Raw genomic sequence first — 17,741 nt, forward strand, 5'->3', positions numbered from 1 at the left:
GGCAATGGCATCTTCGCCAGCGGCGCGGGCACCGAGCTGAGCGTAACCGCAAGCGATCTGGTGACCGGCGGCCTTTACGGCATGTATGCAACAAACACCGGCACAGGCACCACCAGCGTCAGCGCGGCCGCAGTGACCGGCACGGACGGTACAGGTATAAATGCAACCGGTTCGGGTAGCGATATGGATGTGAGTGCGAGCGACAGCGTATCGGGTCGTACAAACGGTATTGTGGTGCAAAATAATGGCAGCGGCAGCCTGACCATCGCGGCTGTTGATGTCACCGGGATCACACAGGCGGGTATCAGCGCGACCAATGCAGCCAGCGGCACCGATCTGGAGATTGTCGCAGGCGATGCGAGCGGCGGCATTAACGGTATCTTCGCGAATAATCTGGGATCGGGCGTTACGACCGTTACTACCAGTGGCGCGGTAAATGGCAGCACCGGCAGCGGGATCGTAATTCAGGGTGGCGTGAGCGGCGGTTCGGTGACGCTGACCAATGCGGGCGCGGTTACTGGCGGCGTTAACGGCATTTATGCCGATGCTGGCATTGGCGAATTGGTGCTGGATATTGCCGGTGACGTCACCGGCGGAGATAACGGTATCGCCACCTTTGCAGAGAATGGCACCCGGCTGAACCTTGCAGCAGGCCAGACCGTGACTGGCGGCAATTTCGGTATCGCGACCATGACCCGAACCGGCAGCAGCACATCAAATGACGTGCTGGGCATTGCCGGCATTGTCAACGGTCCGGTCTCGACGTTCGAAGGTGATGATGTGCTGACCCTGGAAGATGGCGGCGAGATAAACGACACAGTCATGACCGGTGAAGGGGATGATATCCTGAACCTGGCGGATGGCAGCGCGCTAAACGGCGCGGCGTTGCTGGGTGCCGGCGATGATATCCTCAATTTTGACGGCGGCAGCGTCGGTGAGATGCGCGGCGGCGAAGATACAGATACGCTGAACTTCAATGCGGTAGGAAGTCTGATCAGCGGTAGCGGCGCAGATACGGACGGTATAGCCGAATTTGAAATCTTCAACTTCAACAATGGCGGCTATATCCTCGAAGGCACGCATAGCGGTCTTGCCCAGACCAACTTTAATGCCGGTGAGAATATCTGGCTGGGGGCACTGGAATCGACCAGTGTCACAATCGCAAATGGGGCCAGTGTGCAGGTGGCGGACGGAGCAACGCTGGTCGGCAATCTCTCCAATAACGGAACGCTGGGGATTAATGCAGAAGGCGTTGGCGCGTTTAATATCACCGGCAATTTTGCCCAGAGTGCGGACGGCATATTGGGACTTAACAGCGTCAATGCAGAAACCTATGATCAGTTGATCGTATCGGGTCTGGTGACCCTTGATGGCACGCTGGCGCTCACCCAGACCGGCTTTATCTATGATACGCTGCGTCTGATCGATGGGCAGACCGGTCTCGACGGCACGTTCGACAGCGTGACCGGATTGATTACCGACGGTGTGCTGCTGACACAGGAAATTATCTATGATGCCGATAATTTTGATGTGCTGCTGGTGCCGACGTTTAATGATATAGGCGATGAGCTGGTTGATCCAGATGATATCTCTTCGGCGGCCGATATCACGGCCAGCCTGACGACCGATACGTTGAGCGATGACCTGCAGTCGGTCGCGCTGGGCATCGCCTTGATCGAGGATCTGCCGGTTCTTGAACGCGCGCTTACCGAACTGCGGCCCGAAGCGTCGATTGCCGGACTGGAAGTGTTCCGCTCTTCGCAAAACCTGTTCCTCAGCCGCCTGTCTGCTGGCACAACGTCTCAGCCGACGCAGCCGGTTGAGACGGCGGCCCTTGGCGGCGGCGGATATGCACCTCAAGCGAAGCAGGGCGGTAAATATGTCTGGGGCAATATCCAATATGTCAATCACAACCAGGACGGCACATTGTCCAATCCGGATTATAGCGCGACCAGCTATGAACTGGCGGCGGGTGTGTCGGGTATGGAACTGGGCGATGTCACCTTCGGCTTTGCGCTGGGCTATGCCGACATCGAAACCGAAGAAAACGTGCTGGCGCCCGATACGTCCACCATCAAGGTGTTCCGGGCTGCTGCCGTTGCCAGTGCGCCGATGAACAAATCGGACAGCGGTCTCAATGCCCATGTCGACGGCATGGTCTCCTTTGCGACGGGCACGAACGATATCAACATGAATGTTGTTCTGCCCACGCTTGGATATGCAGCGACGCAAACAGGCACAGCGGATATCCATTATATCGGGGCCGGCGTCCGCCTGACCTTTGATGGCATTGGCGAGAAGGACTGGCTGATCAAGCCGCATATCATGGTCGCCTGGGACAATGTCTATCAAAGCGGCATGACCGTGGGAGATGGCACCACTGCCTTCGTGACCGACAAAGGTAATTTCGATCGCACCACCTTCGGCTATGGCTTGACGATGAACCATCAATGGACCGAAAAAACCCGTATCCGTGCAGGACTTTCCGGCTATCATTATGTTGGAGATACGCTGATCGGGTTCAACTCCTCATTCCTCAACAACAGCGGATCCACCAGCTTCATCACTACAGGTGAAGATATCCGCAACCAATATGTTGTTGAAAGCGGCATCGAACATAGCTTCGGGCAAGGATGGTCTCTCTCCGCAGACGCGTTCGCCGAGTTCGGCGACCTTCAAGGATATGGCGGACTGCTCAAACTCACCAAACGGTTCTGATCTTACAACCGCAACCATGTCAAAATACACAGGATTGGAATGATCCGCCAAAGGCATGATTGCCGACATGAGAGTGCCGATGTTTTCAAAAGTGAAGAGGCCCGGGACCTTCAACAGGCCAGGGCCTCGTCACCAGAGTGACATCAAGCCGGATGTTCCGCCAGGTGGATTGGCAATCTAGTTGGCGCACGGACGGTCAGAATGGCGGTCACATGCTCACAATCACGATATTTGATTTTCACGGCAATGAGCAAACCAATTCTAGTCCAAAATTCCAACGTCCGCTTTTGCACCCATGGCGGACGCTAGCATTGTGGCTGCTATATCCCGAAAGCGGACATTAGAATTACATTTGCATTATCCTGAAATTGGACTCAATGCATTGCCAAGCAGGTTTTTCGAAATCACCAAGAGACTCCGATACCTTACAATTTTCAAACGCACGCGAGACTTATAGAAAGTTTGATATGAAACGCACGGTAATCATCACCTTATTCGCTGCCATTGTAGGAGCTGGTGTAGCCGTATTTGCTTACACCCAAATTGTCCCCTTTCCATACGACATAACGACTAGAGCAGATGCTTTTGAACCAGAGAACAGGGACTGGTTCTATCAAAATGCAAGCGAGGTATTTCCGACCCGGACTGTGAGAAAAGGAGATGGCCAGCCTTTCGAGCGGGTTGAAGGACAGCTGGACGGTTTCTCCTTTGAGTATGCGGGGCGCGCCCGCACGCTGAGTGACCTTTTCACCGATATGGAAACATCGGGGTTGATAATCCTTCACAAAGGGAAATTAGTTTATGAAAAATATGATCGCGGGGCGACTTCGGGAACGCATCTCGCGACATTCTCTCTGATAAAGTCCTTTACCTCGACATTGGTTGGCTTTGCTGTCGGAGAGAATTTGATCAAAAATGTGGAGGACCCGCTTACAGATTACCTTCCCGAACTTGCAGGTACAGCCTATGATGGAGTCACAATCAAGCAGGCGCTGGAGATGTCTTCTGGCGTCCGGTTTGATCCCGATGGACCCGAAAACGCGAAAGACACAGTCCAATTCGTGACTGACAGCGTCGTTACCGGGAAGAAACCTGCCTTTGATATTGCCGTCTCTTATCCTCGTGCCGTCAAACCGGGTACGGTTTTTAACTACAACACAGCCGAAACACAGATCTTACTGGAACTCGTTCGCCGCGTGACCGGAAAACCCGCGTCGGTATATTTGGAAGAGAAGCTATGGCAGCCCTTGGGCATGGTTCATGATGCCGGTTGGGTTCTCGATGCTCCGGGCAGGGACGGCGTTGAAATTGGCGGCGCCTTCTTCAATGCCAGCCTGCTCGACTGGGCAAAATTTGGTCAGTTCATCGAACAAAATGGTGCTTGGAACGGGGAACAGTTATTACCTCCTGATTGGGTAGGCAAAGCAACAAGATCCAAGGAACCACATTTGCAGCCCGGCAAAGTTCACCCCAACCCAAATCGCGGTTACGCGTGGCAATGGTGGACCTATCCCGATGGAACGTTCGAGGCGACCGGAGCAAACGGGCAGACGCTCTATATCGACGAAGCCAATAATATCGTGGTTGCTCGCTCCGGCGCATGGACCGAGGGGTGGGTAAAAGAGCATGATGAAGAAACTTTTGCATTCTTCAAAGCTCTAGGTGAATGGGATTTTTCCAAGTCGACAGCTCTGGCGCAAGAATCCAATTTAGCCAAATAGCGCTTATCTCAACCATCTTTTGTGAACCAAATGATTTTGGCAGGGCAGAATATTTCTGATCAAAATCTGTTCTCGTCTCTGCATGACAAAGATCAAAACTGAATTTTCGACAATATTTGACAAAGATCAATGCTCCCAATGACCCGCCTGCTTAAGTGTTTGCAAGGTCACCGAAATTCCTTGTCCGGCCGGAAAGCTGGAACCCGGTGATCTGACCATAGATTTCTCGAGAATCCAGGGAGGTCCGTATGATGCAAGCACAAACCGTTGGAGCGGCCGAGAACCATGAACTCAATCGACAAATTGAGTCGATCCGGGTGCTGGACTGCGGGCAGGCAGAGCAGCATGCAGAACACCGCTATGGCAGCAGGCTGCCAAAACTATGGTGGGTCTTTTTCGGGAGACAATGGGTATCCTTGCCCGTGCAGTGTTTCTTAATCGCGCATCGCGACGGATTGCTGCTGTTCGACACAGGAATTGATCCGGCGATCATTTCCGAAAAACGGTACATCAAACAAGCGGTCGGCCGCTTTTTGTTGCCGAGAATTTTTCGGTTTCACCTGACCGAAATCCATCGCATCGACCATGTTCTGGAGAGGGCTGGCATTCCTGCCAGTGATATTCGCAAAGCGGTTATCTCGCATCTCCATTTTGATCATGCCGGAGGTATCGCCCGGCTTCCGCAAGCCGATCTGCTGGTCAGCGAGCGTGAATGGAAAATCCTTTCCAGCCCGCATCCGGAACATGAGTGGATTCTTCGAGAGCATCTGGAGATCCCGTCCGCGAAGTGGCAGCAAATTTCGTTTGGTCCGACGGACGATCCGTTGTTCGAAGAGTTTGACGGCATCTACGACGTCGCGGGTGATAGTTCGATGATCCTGTTGCCAACTCCCGGACATACTCCGGGTTCGATGTCCCTGCTGATCCGGCAGGAGGGATGGGATCCGGTGCTGCTGGTGGGCGACCTGACATACGAAACTGGATTGCTCGAACAAGATATTGTCCCCGGCATTGGCGACAAGAAAACGCTTCTCGCGACCTTCGCCAAAATCCGTCGGCTGCGGCAGTTACTGCCTGATCTGACAATCGTCGCATCGCATGATTTTGCCGCTGAAGAGGCGATTTCACGCAGTACAAAACTCGACAAAAATCCTTGAGGACGACATAATGACAGATGCACAAACAGATATTTGGGACGTTATCGTCATCGGCTCCGGAATAGGAGGCATGGCCGCAGCCGCTTCGTTGTCCAAGCTTGGACACAAGGTGCTCTTGCTCGAGCAACATCATATCCTTGGCGGTCTGACACACAGTTTTTCGAGGGAGGGCTTTTCCTGGGACGTTGGCATTCACTATTTGAGTATGGTGGCGCCGGGAGACCCCATGCGCGATCTGCTCGACTGGATCTGCGACACGCCCATGAAATTCGTTTCATTGGGGGCTGTGTACGATCATCTCCACATCGGATCGTCCGAGCCGCTTGCACTATCCCGGCCGTATGAAGCGCAGGAGAGAGATCTGAAGGACCGCTTTCCTGAAGAGGCGGAGGCAATCGAGGGCTGGACCCGGGCGCTGCGCGAAGGGCGAGAAGCGTTATACAAGATCTTCCCAACGCGCGCGATGCCGGAACTGGTTGGCGACATGCTGGACTGGTGGAACCGCAAAGCGATTGCGAAATGGTGTGGCCGGACCACTAAAGAGGTGATCGACGGTCTGACTGACAATCCGGAACTGGCCGCAGCTATGGCGGCACAATGGGGCGATCATGGCGGACGCCCTGGCAAGGCCAGCTTTGCAATGCATGCGCTGATTTCGGCTTCCTATCTCACCAGCGGATCCTGGTATCCCGTCGGCGGAAGCGCCGCATTTGCCGAGCATATCATCCCGACAATCTCCAAAAATGGCGGCGAAACCCGGGCGGGCATATGCGTCGAAAGTCTGATCATAAAGGATGATCACGTTGTGGGAGTTCGAACCGGTGACGGCGAGGAGATACGGGCGAAAGTGGTGATGTCCAATATCGGAGCGCGTGAAACCATTGATACGCTGCTGCCTGAAGATTGCGGACCGAAAGAATGGAAAACGGAGATCCGTAACCTCCCGTCCAGTATCGCGCACTTCACGTTATTCATCGGGTTTGAAGGCGATATCGAAGCGGCGGGTGCTACCAGGGCCAATCACTGGATATACCCGACCGGCGACGTTGATGTCGTCTGGATGACAGCGCCCGACGGGGTACCGCCCCATATGACCGCTTCCTTTGGGTCGCTTAAAAACCCCGACCATGATCCGGGGCCACGACAGAAACATATGGGCCAGTTCCTGGTTTGGGCCGACTGGGCTGCCGTCGAACAATGGGCCGACCAGCCGATCGGCAGTCGCGGCAAAGACTATGCGGATTTCAAGCACAGGGTTGAAGAGACGCTGATGGCACAATTCGCGCGGTTTTTTCCCGATCTCGCCGAGCTGGTCGTATATCGCGAACTGGCTACACCCTTGTCCACAGTAACCTTCACTGGTCACAGAAAGGGCGCCTTTTACGGCCTCGATGTAACACCGGAACGTGTTATGTGCGATGCACTTCGCGCCAAGACGCCCGTCCCGGGTCTCTACCTGACCGGACAGGATGTCACGAGTCCCGGCCTTCCCGGAGCGATGATCGGCGGCCTGCTCTCGGCGGCGAGTGTCGACCCGCGGGTGTTCAAACAAATCAAGGGATGAAAACGGAAGTCTCTTTGGGTGTCGATATCGGCATCCGCTTTTGTGCGCATAGCGGACGAGCGGCAAATGCCCGCTTCATCCCGAAAGCGGGCGTTAGAAAATTGGTTAGATGGCGTAGAAGAACAGTGTGTTAAACGCAGCGTGATGGAGGATCGCCGCCCAAAGACCAACTCGGACTCGCGTATAAGCAAGCAAAAGGCCGCCCAGCATCTGTGATGCAATGTACAACCAATCCAGGCCGAAAGTGGCATCAGAATAGTTTGTGAGATGAGATAGCCCAAACAACAGTGAACTGCCCCACACGAACCAGTGGAAGTTCTTGCGAAAGTATGGAGTTATCTCATCCGAAAGACCACGCTGCGTATACCAGTTTACAGCAACGACGATCAAGAAAACCAGAGCGACCAGATTGACGGCAACAATACCAGCCCGGTTAAACAGACTGACCAAAATGAGCGATCCTACTGCAAATGCAGCGAAACGAATATCTCGCCTGTACCCAGTCAGCCATCCGCGAAACAGGGCTTCCTCTAGTACTGGCGCGGCTACCAATGTCAGGAATATTTCAAGCGGAAACGAATAGTTGAATTCGATTAGTGTCGGAGGTTCATAACCGTTCGCTTCCAATCCGGTTTCCAACACAATCAGTGACAGAGTCATCGCAATATCGATGGATAACACAATCGCAACAACCAGGAATGCAGGTCTGCCGAAAGACATTTGTTGTTCAGACATGCTTGGCCGACGAACGAAATCAGCCAAATCCGCAGCGACGGCTCTATATTCAATCCAACTGACCAACATTAAAATCTCAACATGAAGCTATGAAGATATTGCTCTACCCCAACCCGGTAATCTCAAGTCCAACCATTACAATTACATAACTGAGACCTCCGTACATCAGAGCCCGGAACCACGGGTGGGGAATACCGGCCTTTTCGGGATAGCCTTGCGGGTGGACAACTTCGACTATCTCGCCGATAACCGGCTTGGGAAAAGGCGTGTAGAGCTGGTCGCGGACCTGGATGAAGCCGCCGCGACCGTCGGGGACAAGGAATATTGCGCTGTACATGGTTGCGCCGTCGTCGCGCATGCGGTGGTGGCGGATGATTTTAGCCTGTACGCGGTTCGTGTCGTTGCGGATGAACAGCAGGTCGCTGCGCAGCAAAAGCGCCAGGGACGATCCTGCCAGAGCAAGGCAGAGCAAGAGGATGAAGGTTTCGATACCGCGCTGCTATCATAGCTTTTGCCGGGTGTTAAGCGGTGGTTGCCAGCCACTCGTCCCGCGTCATTTCCCACACCAGTGAGGGACGGGTGGTTCCATCTGCACGTTTGCTGATGATTTCACCCTTGCGCCGGAAGCCAAGCCCGTCGAGCAGATGTGCTGTCCGGTGGTTTTCGAGCGAGGCGGTCTCGCAAATCAGCTCGAGACCCAGCACGCCGAACATCCAGCCAAAATTCTGCCGCGCACCCTCGATCCCGCGCCCCTTGCCCTGACGATCGGGATGGACCGCACCGCCCAGTTCGCCGGCCGCCCAATGCGGCCAGATGCAGATGTCACTATAGCCGCCGATCTGACCCTGCTCGTCGAAGTTGAAGAACAGGAGGCCCGTTCCCTGTTCGCGCTGTCGCTGATGGTCGGCGATAAACGCGCGCACCGTTTCGACGGTGAGCGGGCGCGGCAATGTATAGATTGGCGCATGAATTTGCGGGTCACTGAGAAACTCGTGGAAGATTGCAGCGTCTTCCACGTTCGCAAGACGGGAGGTTGCGTTTTCCGTGGGAATCGATGCGGCATTGGCTACGGCTGTTTTGATCGCGGTCGCCTTGTGATCAGGGATCGCGTTCCTCGTGATCGGAATGCTTTTTATCGCGGTCATCGTGGATATTTAACCTGTTTCGAAAGCGGAAGCCATAGTCCTTAACCGTCCAATTAAATTGCTAATTGCAACCTTGCTCCCCGGGTGGCATAACCTGCCAAAAGCTGGGAGAGACGGCAATGGCTACACAAATCGCTGAAAAAAGCGGAAATCAAGCTGGCAAGGACGTAGAATCAGTGGATGTGCTGATCGTTGGTGCGGGCATATCGGGCATTGGCATGGCGGTACATTTGCGTGACAAATGTCCGGGCAAGAGCTTTGCGCTGGTCGAGCGCCGCGATGATATTGGCGGGACCTGGAACCTGTTTCAATATCCCGGCATCCGCTCGGACAGCGATATGCACACATTGGGTTTCACCTTTGAACCCTGGACCGAGCAAAAAGCCATTGCGGATGGCCCGTCGATTATCAAATATCTCCATCGGATTAAAGCCAAGCATGATCTGGAAAAGCACATCCATTTTGGACACAAGGTGCTCTCCGCCAGCTGGTCGAGCGAGGATGCGCGCTGGAAGATAACTGCCGAGAAGTCCGATGGCAGCAAGGTTACCATGCATGCGAATTTTCTGTATATGGGCGCGGGTTATTACGATTATGACAATCCCTATGATGCGCAGATAGAAGGCTTGCAGAATTTCAAGGGCGACGTACTGCATCCCCAGTTCTGGCCTGCGGATTATGACTATGCAGACAAGAAAGCTGTGATTATTGGCAGCGGGGCAACGGCGGTAACGATCCTGCCGGTAATGGCGGAAAAAACGGCGCATGTGACGATGCTCCAGCGCACGCCGACCTGGTATTTTGGCCGACCGGCAAAAGACTGGCTGGCCAATGGCCTCCGCAAGATCATGCCTGACAAATGGGCCTATGCCATCACCCGGTTCAAGAATGTCAAAATGCAGGACATCTCTTTCAAAATGGCGCGGGACAAGCCGGAAAAGGTGATCCAGAAGCTCGAGAAGCCGCTCAAGAAAGAACTTGGCGATAAATATAACAAGGCAGATTACACACCGCCTTATGGTCCCTGGGAGCAGCGACTGTGTCTGGTGCCCGACAATGACATGTTCAAGGCGATCGCCAATGGCAGCGCCGAACTGAAAACCGGGCATATCGATACGGTCACTGAAAATGGCATCAAGTTGAAATCCGGTGAGACCCTGGATGCCGATATCATCGTTACGGCCACGGGATTGAAGATGGCCGTTGCGGGCAAGGTTGCCTTTGAAGTGGACGGCAAGCCAGTGAACTGGCCCGATCATTTTTATTACAAAGGCTGCATGTTCTCCGACATTCCCAATATGTCGATCGTGTTTGGATATCTTAACGCCAGCTGGACATTGAAAGCTGATATCGTGTCGGAATATACCTGCCGTCTGCTCAACCACATGGATGCGACCAGCACACGGATCGTCAATCCGGTATTGGGCGCTGATGGAAGCGCCGATCTGGAACAGGAAGAGCTGTTTGATTTCTCGTCCGGCTATATCAAGCGGGCGCTCAATGATCTGCCGCGCAACAGCACAACCATGCCCTGGAAACTGAATCAGGATTATCTTTTCGACAAGAAGATCCTGCAAAATGACCCGGTCGATGACGGGGTGTTGCGATTCTATGGGCCGAACAGCGCCAGCGCCGGGAATGAGCCGGAGCTGGAAGCGGCGGAATAGGGAGAATATGATGATCCGAACACTGATCGCAATGACCGCGCTGTGCCTGAGCATGCCAGCCTTCGCAAAAACCATCACCGTCGAAGCAGGAGCCGAAGCCCAGGAGCGATTGCAGGAAGCACTGATTCTTGCGGAACCCGGCGATGTCGTTGAATTGGGTGCGGGGCGGTTTGATCTGACGGATGGCCTGTCGCTGGACGTCGACAACGTCACGCTCAAGGGACAGGGCATGGATCAGTCGGTACTGAATTTTTCCGGACAACTGGGCGCCGGTGAAGGCCTGCTGGTGACATCTGATGATGTCGTGCTGCGGGATTTCGCGATTGAAGACAGCAAAGGTGACGGGATCAAGTCCAAGGGTGCGAACAATATTGTCTATTACAAGCTTCGGGTTGAATGGACACGCGGCCCTCATCCGGAAAACGGCGCATATGCCATCTATCCTGTGGAGAGCACCAACGTTCTGGTCGATTCTGTGACAACTACCGGATCATCCGACGCCGGTATTTATGTTGGCCAGTCCGAAAATATCATTGTTCGCAATTCGGTGGCCAATTACAATGTTGCCGGTATCGAGATCGAGAATAGCGTCGGCGCGGATGTGTATAACAATATCGCGGTCAACAATACCGGCGGTATCCTGGTGTTTGACCTGCCCAACATTCCCAAACAGGGTGGCCGCGAAGTGCGGGTGTTTGACAATATCGTAGTCGACAACAACACGAAGAATTTTGCGCCCGAAGGCAATATCGTCGCGGGTGTTCCCACTGGCATGGGGATCATGGTGATGTCGCATTATGAAGTGGAAGTGTTTGACAATATCATCGCGGAAAATGGCACAGCCAATGTTCTGATTGTTTCCTATACACAGAAACAAAATGACCCCAATTACAATCCCAAGCCAATTGGAGTGCGGGTGTTCGAGAACAAGCACGGCCGCGCAGGCTATGCGCCGGCCTTTGCAGGCGGCGATATGCTGAAAGCTGCATTTGGCGGTGCGATACCCCCGATTGTCGAGGATGGGACCGGAGAAAAACTGGTTCTCGCTGATGGAGTGGCGGTGCTGACATTGGGACTGACACGTCCGGGCCAGCCGCTGACAGAAGCGCGGCCAGCTATTCGCGCGGATGATGCGCCCGACGTGTTTGACGGTCGCCAGCTCAAACCCATCATCCTGCCGGAATCGATGGAAGCTGCGATCAGATAATGCGCTTGCTTCTTTCAGCCTGCGCCATTGTTGGGCTGGCTCTCTTTTCCGGTGCCGGTGTTTCCGGTTCTGGTGGTTCCAAAGTTGCACCGGTTGCAGATGCCGTGATCCTTTCCGAGGGACTACCGCGCAGCCTTTCGGAATTTGGTTTTTTCAAAGACGAAGCCGGCTGGCAGCCAAATGAACGGGTTGTCCCCTATCAACTGAACTCGCCCTTGTTCAGCGACTATGCTGAGAAATACCGCTTCATATACATACCGCCCGGCAAACAGGCGAAGACCAACGGAGATGGTCTGTTTGATTTTCCGGTTGGTTCGGCGCTGATCAAGAGCTTTGGCTATGAAATTGATGGTGAACTCCGCCTGCTGGAAACACGCGTGCTGTTGCATCGGGCCGACGGCTGGCTGGCGCTGCCCTATGTCTGGAATGCTGATCAGACCGAAGCTACTTTAAAGGTCGCCGGCAAACGCATACCCGTGACCTTTACCGATCCGTCGGGAAATATCCGAGAGATCAGCTATGCCGTTCCCAACAAGAACCAGTGCAAGGAATGCCATTCACTGTCCGATGGCGTGATGCCGATCGGGCCAAAGGGGCGCAATCTGGATGACGGTATGCAGCTGCGAACTCTGGTCGAATACGGCGTGATCGCCGAACAACCAGAAGTGCAATATCCGATGCCGGTCTGGCGCAGAACCGGAACCGGAACCCTCGATCAGCGCGCGCGTGCCTATCTCGATGTCAATTGCGCTCATTGTCACAACGCCGAAGGGTCGGCGAGTAACAGCGGTCTGTTTCTGACCTATGAAGAGAAGCGCCCCGTGCGCTACGGGATCAACAAACGTCCGATTGCCGCCGGGCGGGGCAGCGGCGGACATCTGTTTTCAATTGCGCCGGGTGATCCGGATGTCAGCATCATGATGTACCGGTTAAAAAGCCTGGAGCCCGGAATTGCAATGCCGGAGGTCGGGCGGTCTACCGTTCATGAGGAGGGTGTGGCGCTGCTGAGTGAATGGATTGAGGAGATGGAATGAGAGAGGGGGAGGGATTCTCTTTTTTTTTGACCTCAAGCGCCGGGCGGCGACATCCGTCGCCTTGGCTACGCGCCAATAAGGCGCGGCGGCCAGTCGGCCTTGCCTCGGCTACGCCTCGGTTTGGTGTAAACTATCGAGAGAGCGCAGAACCGAGCGCAGCGAGGCAAGCGCGACCGCGTGCCCGAGCTTATGCGAGGATAGCCAAGCGGGCGGATGCCCGCGCCCGGCGCCTGAGGTCAAAAAAAGACTCCGCCTGAGGTAAAAATTACTCCGCCCGCGTCCAGTTTTGACCCTGACAGAAAAAGGCAATACAGCCTTTGACCTTCAGTTTTGACGCAGACTGCAGGCTGACTTCAGAACGATAGCTTTTTCCGGTTTTGGGATCGTAAATCCGGCCGCGCCAGACATCTCCGTCCAGTTTGAATCCCGTCAGCACAGCTGTGCCCAGAAGTTTGCGGTTGCGCAGCTTCTTGTTTGGATTGTTGATGTCGCGCTGCCCGACCCCATTGGGAGGTGTGACGAGATATTTGGCAATCCGGCCGCAAATGGTTTTTCCGCAGGGACCAATCTTGATGATCGCGTCACCTTCCTGGGTAACCCATTGGCCATTGATCGAACCGGACGCCAGGGCAGGGCCCGCGAGGAAAGTCAGTCCGGCAATCACGGAAATTTTTAGTCCAGCTTTGTTCGCCATCAACACGTCACTTCCCTGTCTGTTCACCCGGTCGTAGCCCGGTGTTGCTGACGCCAGAATGAATGCGCCGGAACAACTGGCCATGTTCGGCCCATAATATAATCAGAAACGCACTGATTCCGCAAACAACATAACCGATGGATAACGGCAGGATCGACCCGTCAAACTGCAATCCGACGGCAGCTCCAATGGTTACGGAAACACTGGTCCGGGTAAAATTCTGAAATGACGAGGCAACGCCGGCAACGGCGCCAAATGGCTGCATGGCGATGGAACTGAAATTCGCACCGGTAAATCCGACCATGCCCATCGCCGGCACCATCAGCATGGTGAATATCACCAGATTAATCAGGCTCAAGGCGGTGAAGAGCCACATCAGCATCGCGATCAAAATGAAAAACAACAATGCGGTTTGCGAGACCCGCCGCGCGCCAAATCGCATAACAATCCGCGAATTGACAAAATTCCCCAGCGACATCGCGGCAGCGTTCAGCGCGAAAATATAGACAAACAGTTCGCCGGCATCGAACAGATCGACAAAAATCTGCTGGGCAGATGCGATATAGGCGAAAAGCGGAGCCATCATCAGGCCGCTGGCCATAACATGCCCAAATGCATTGCGATGGAACACTACTTGTTTCCAGGCACTCGCGACAGAGCGTGCGTTGATCGGTGTCTTGTCATCAGGATGCAGAGTCTCGGGCAATCTTGTCAGAGCCCACAGGAACATGCCCAGTCCGGCGAGCGACAGCACCAGAAAAATGGCTCGCCAAGGAGCGACCAGAAGCACCAGCTGACCGAGCAGCGGGGCGGTGATCGGAACGATCATGAATACCATCATGATTGTCGACATATTGCGCGCCATTGCGTCGCCTTCATAGCGATCCCGGATGATGCTGTTGACCAGCACGCCCATGGCCGATGCCGCCAGCCCCTGTACGAAACGCGCCAGCAACATCAGGTCATAATCCGGTGCAATTGCGCAGATCACGCCGAACAGGACGTAAATCGCCATTGTGATCAGCAATACCGGTTTGCGGCCATAACGATCCGCGAGCGAACCGTAGATGATCGATCCGAATGCCATGCCGTATATATAGGATGAGATGACCCATTGCCGGTCATTGGTGCCGGGCAGGGCGAAGTCATCCGATATCAATCCCAGTGCCGGCAACATGATATCGATTGCCAGCGCGTTGAGCGACATCAGGCTGGCCATCAGGATGATCAGCTCCTTGCGGCCAAGCGGGAAAGGAAGGGCAGACTTTGACACCGACGCGCTATGGCAAGGAAAGCAGGATGAGGCTATAGCAGAATTGATAATGATCGGCGTCGGTAAAGCGAAAGGGCAAGCGTTGCGAACAATAATTCTAGCCATCGTCGCATTTGCACTTCTTTCCTCGGCGCCCATCCGCGCCACACCGCCGCCGCTGACGTGCAACGATCTTGTGATTGCCGCTGAACGGGATGGTCAGGATATCGCGGGGCGGCGCGGCGTAAAACTGGCCAATATCAAAGGCGAGGAATTAAACACGCCGGAAGAATTGCGCGAAACTGTCAACAGACCTGGCATCGAAGCCACCATCATCACTGGCGGGCAGTTCAAAAGCTGGGATTTTTCAGGATACAGATTGCGGCCAACCTGTTTTGTCGATGCTGATCTGTCGGAATCCAACTGGGCCGGCGCGACCATTCAGGCCCCGGCTTTTGTGCGAACCAATTTGAGGAATTCGGACTTCAGTCATGCGGATATCAGTCATGTGCGATTTCACAATGCTGATTTAACCGGCGCGAATATGCGCGATGCACAGCTCGGCCGTGGCAAATTTACTGGCGGCTGGTTCGAAGGCGGAATCGCAGGTTGGATTGTTGATCGCGCAAACCTGCAGGGTTTCATTTTTGATTGCGGAATCACGGTCCCTGACGGTTGTCCGGTTTATCAGGGCGGAGATCCGATGAGCGCGCGCGGTACCGATTTTAGCGGCGCAACTCTGCACAGCTTTGGGCTTTTCAGTATCGACGTAGAAGGTGCCATATTCGACGAGACCATCGTCGATCCCGACCAGTTGCCGGACCTGCGCGGTGCGAACTTTCAGGGGGATCTGGTGCTTCGCGGCGGAGCGGCATACGTCTCCGTATCGCCAGCGGAAGCATCCGCCCTGCTGGAAGCTTCGTCGGATCAGCAGGTCATAGCATCCAATCCATCTTTCGATTGTTCTGATGCACGCAGCAAGGTGGAGGAAGAAATTTGCGGGGAATATGCTGATGGCTTGCGCCAGCTCGACCGCGATGTAGCAACCTTGTACAAGCGCGCGAAGGCAATGGAAGCGAAAGTCCGCAAAAGTCAGCTTGCCTGGCTGAAACAGCGCAATAAGTGCAATGCCGAGGAATATGCGATTGACTGCATTCGCAGCAGTTACAGCGAGCGCAAGGGGCGATTGCTCGGCATGCTCGGAGAGACAAACTGGTTGCGGAAAGGGCAGGATGCGCTGTTTACAGACGAAGTGCTGGCGCTTCCCGGCGATTATCGGGACAGCGATCTATATCGCAAAATAGCGCCGGTACTCGCGGGATCATCGATGACCCAAATCCTCGTTCAGCGTGATGACGACGGTCTCAATAGCATTGCCGGTTCCGCCGTTGGGGCCAATGCGCATTTGTGCAACCTGCGTGCGGAAAAGCTCTATCTGGATACAGATACCGGATGGTATGTTCCGGTGTCCGAAGGCCCGGTCATACCGATTTTTCGGATCATGGACGGCCGGCTCGAGGTCTATAAAAATGGCAGACCAGATTATGAAAAGGACAGCGGTGTTCTGGACTTCATGAGTTGCGGCATGCGGGCCAGTTTCCCCGCAACACTGCGCATCGCTGCAGACGATGCAACAATGGAACAGGTTCGTAAATCTTTTGCCGAACAGATGTAGATAGCTCCACAAAAAGGCAAACACGCGCTAGGCTTGCCCAATGAGCGACTCCGTCCCCGATCTGCAGCAACGCAAGATCATCCATATCGACATGGATGCATTTTTTGCGAGCGTCGAGCAGCGGGATCACCCCGAACTACAGGGCAAACCAGTTGCTGTAGGCGGGTCATCCGAACGCGGGGTGGTGGCTGCTGCCAGCTACGAAGCCCGGGAATTTGGCGTCCGCTCTGCCATGCCTTCGGTCACCGCGAAACGGCGTTGCCCCGATCTGATTTTTGTGAAGCATCGTTTTGATGTTTACAAACAGGTGTCCCGACAAATCCGCGAGATATTCCGGATGCACAGCGATCTGGTAGAGCCACTTTCGCTGGATGAAGCCTATATTGATGTCACGCATGACAAAATGGGCATCGGCAATGCGACCCGCATTGCCGAAATGATCCGCGCGGAAATATTGAAGCAGACACAGCTGACGGCCAGTGCCGGGGTCAGCTATAACAAGTTTATTGCCAAGATCGCATCTGACCAGAACAAGCCGGACGGCATGTGTGTAATCAAACCGCATCAGGGCGCTGCCTTTGTCGCCCAGTTGCCGGTCCGCCGCTTTTTCGGAGTTGGGCCGAAAACCGCCGAGCGGATGGCGAAGCTGGATATACATACCGGCGCCGATCTGCGCGCGCAGTCCGAGGAGTTTTTGCGCCAGCATTTCGGGAAGTCGGCGGGTTATCTGTTTCGCGCTTCTCGCGGGGTTGACCACCGGGAGGTCAAACCCAACCGTATCCGCAAATCCGTTGGCGGTGAGCGTACTTATGGAACCGATCTGGTGAGCGAAGCTGACCTGCAAGACGCGATGGAGAAGATTATCGACATTGTCTGGAACAGCATTGAAAAATCGGAAGCGCGCGGCCGGACCGTCACCCTGAAAGCCAAATATGCCGATTTCCGGCAAATCACCCGCTCGCAATCGCGCGATCATTATGTGGAGAACAAGGCGGAGTTTGCCGATATGGGCCGCGAACTGCTGGCCGCTATAATGCCGGTCGAAAACGGGGTGCGCCTACTGGGGCTGACGCTGGCCAATCTGGAAGGTGCGGAGCAGGCAAACGAAGTTGCTGATGAGGACGCAGCCCAGCCAGGCTTTGATTTCATGCAGGGCTAGAATTTTCCGGTTT

General features: G+C 54.6%; 14 protein-coding genes. 10 read left to right on the top strand and 4 right to left on the bottom strand.

All coding sequences use genetic code 11. The features are described from left to right. From ABJI30_RS07950 to ABJI30_RS07965, 4 genes are all read left to right on the top strand, one after another. Positions 1-2,718: autotransporter domain-containing protein (locus tag ABJI30_RS07950; RefSeq protein ID WP_348015648.1), on the top strand; the 2,718-nt coding region annotated here is incomplete at its 5' end. A 467-nt stretch (positions 2,719-3,185) separates the two neighbouring features. Then, on the top strand, positions 3,186-4,439 hold the full coding sequence (locus tag ABJI30_RS07955) for a serine hydrolase (RefSeq protein WP_348015649.1): 1,254 nt from the start codon (positions 3,186-3,188) through the stop codon (positions 4,437-4,439). A 248-nt stretch (positions 4,440-4,687) separates the two neighbouring features. Continuing rightward, positions 4,688-5,596: an N-acyl homoserine lactonase family protein gene (locus ABJI30_RS07960; protein ID WP_348015650.1), complete on the top strand. Its 909-nt coding sequence runs from the start codon at positions 4,688-4,690 to the stop codon at positions 5,594-5,596. A gap of 10 nt (positions 5,597-5,606) precedes the next feature. Further along, positions 5,607-7,160 (top strand): NAD(P)/FAD-dependent oxidoreductase, encoded by a 1,554-nt coding sequence (locus ABJI30_RS07965; protein WP_348015651.1) that lies wholly within the window; start codon positions 5,607-5,609, stop codon positions 7,158-7,160. Between the two features lie 105 nt (positions 7,161-7,265). Here ABJI30_RS07965 and ABJI30_RS07970 read toward each other — a convergent pair whose 3' ends face one another. Next, entirely contained in the window at positions 7,266-7,895 is a 630-nt protein-coding gene (locus ABJI30_RS07970) for a CPBP family glutamic-type intramembrane protease (RefSeq protein WP_348015652.1), read from the bottom strand. A 184-nt stretch (positions 7,896-8,079) separates the two neighbouring features. On the opposite strand from ABJI30_RS07970, the gene ABJI30_RS07975 reads away from it, so the two are divergent. Further along, complete coding sequence (locus ABJI30_RS07975; protein ID WP_348033131.1) at positions 8,080-8,403, top strand: hypothetical protein; 324 nt, start codon at positions 8,080-8,082, stop codon at positions 8,401-8,403. Between the two features lie 13 nt (positions 8,404-8,416). Here ABJI30_RS07975 and ABJI30_RS07980 read toward each other — a convergent pair whose 3' ends face one another. Then, on the bottom strand, positions 8,417-9,040 hold the full coding sequence (locus tag ABJI30_RS07980) for a GNAT family protein (RefSeq protein ID WP_348015654.1): 624 nt from the start codon (positions 9,038-9,040) through the stop codon (positions 8,417-8,419). Between the two features lie 119 nt (positions 9,041-9,159). Here ABJI30_RS07980 and ABJI30_RS07985 point away from each other — a divergent pair, with 119 nt between their 5' ends. The 3 genes from ABJI30_RS07985 to ABJI30_RS07995 are packed head-to-tail and all read left to right on the top strand — an operon-like array spanning position 9,160 to position 12,948. Next, positions 9,160-10,707, top strand: coding sequence for an NAD(P)/FAD-dependent oxidoreductase (locus ABJI30_RS07985; protein ID WP_348015655.1), 1,548 nt, complete (start codon positions 9,160-9,162; stop codon positions 10,705-10,707). Positions 10,708-10,717: 10 nt separating this feature from the next. Further along, positions 10,718-11,914 (top strand): parallel beta-helix domain-containing protein, encoded by a 1,197-nt coding sequence (locus tag ABJI30_RS07990; RefSeq protein WP_348015656.1) that lies wholly within the window; start codon positions 10,718-10,720, stop codon positions 11,912-11,914. Then, complete coding sequence (locus ABJI30_RS07995; RefSeq protein WP_348015657.1) at positions 11,914-12,948, top strand: SO2930 family diheme c-type cytochrome; 1,035 nt, start codon at positions 11,914-11,916, stop codon at positions 12,946-12,948. The genes ABJI30_RS07990 and ABJI30_RS07995 overlap by 1 nt, the downstream gene beginning before the upstream one ends. 265 nt (positions 12,949-13,213) lie before the next feature. Here the strand turns inward: ABJI30_RS07995 and ABJI30_RS08000 are convergent, their stop codons facing one another. Next, entirely contained in the window at positions 13,214-13,642 is a 429-nt protein-coding gene (locus ABJI30_RS08000) for a DUF2147 domain-containing protein (protein WP_348015658.1), read from the bottom strand. Between the two features lie 7 nt (positions 13,643-13,649). After that, a complete protein-coding gene (locus ABJI30_RS08005; protein ID WP_348015659.1) occupies positions 13,650-14,915 on the bottom strand; it encodes a multidrug effflux MFS transporter in 1,266 nt (421 codons plus the stop codon). Positions 14,916-14,964: 49 nt separating this feature from the next. On the opposite strand from ABJI30_RS08005, the gene ABJI30_RS08010 reads away from it, so the two are divergent. Both ABJI30_RS08010 and dinB read left to right on the top strand, forming a co-directional pair. Next, positions 14,965-16,569 carry a pentapeptide repeat-containing protein gene (locus ABJI30_RS08010; RefSeq protein ID WP_348015660.1) on the top strand — a complete coding sequence of 535 codons (1,605 nt, stop codon included), beginning with the start codon at positions 14,965-14,967 and terminating at the stop codon, positions 16,567-16,569. Between the two features lie 40 nt (positions 16,570-16,609). Continuing rightward, the gene (gene dinB / locus ABJI30_RS08015; protein WP_348015661.1) at positions 16,610-17,728 is read left to right on the top strand and encodes a DNA polymerase IV; all 1,119 of its coding nucleotides are present in this window, start codon (positions 16,610-16,612) and stop codon (positions 17,726-17,728) included. The last annotated feature ends 13 nt before the right edge of the window (positions 17,729-17,741 follow it).

The sequence above is a fragment of the Parasphingorhabdus sp. genome, assembly GCF_039968395.1.
Lineage (GTDB): Bacteria > Pseudomonadota > Alphaproteobacteria > Sphingomonadales > Sphingomonadaceae > Parasphingorhabdus.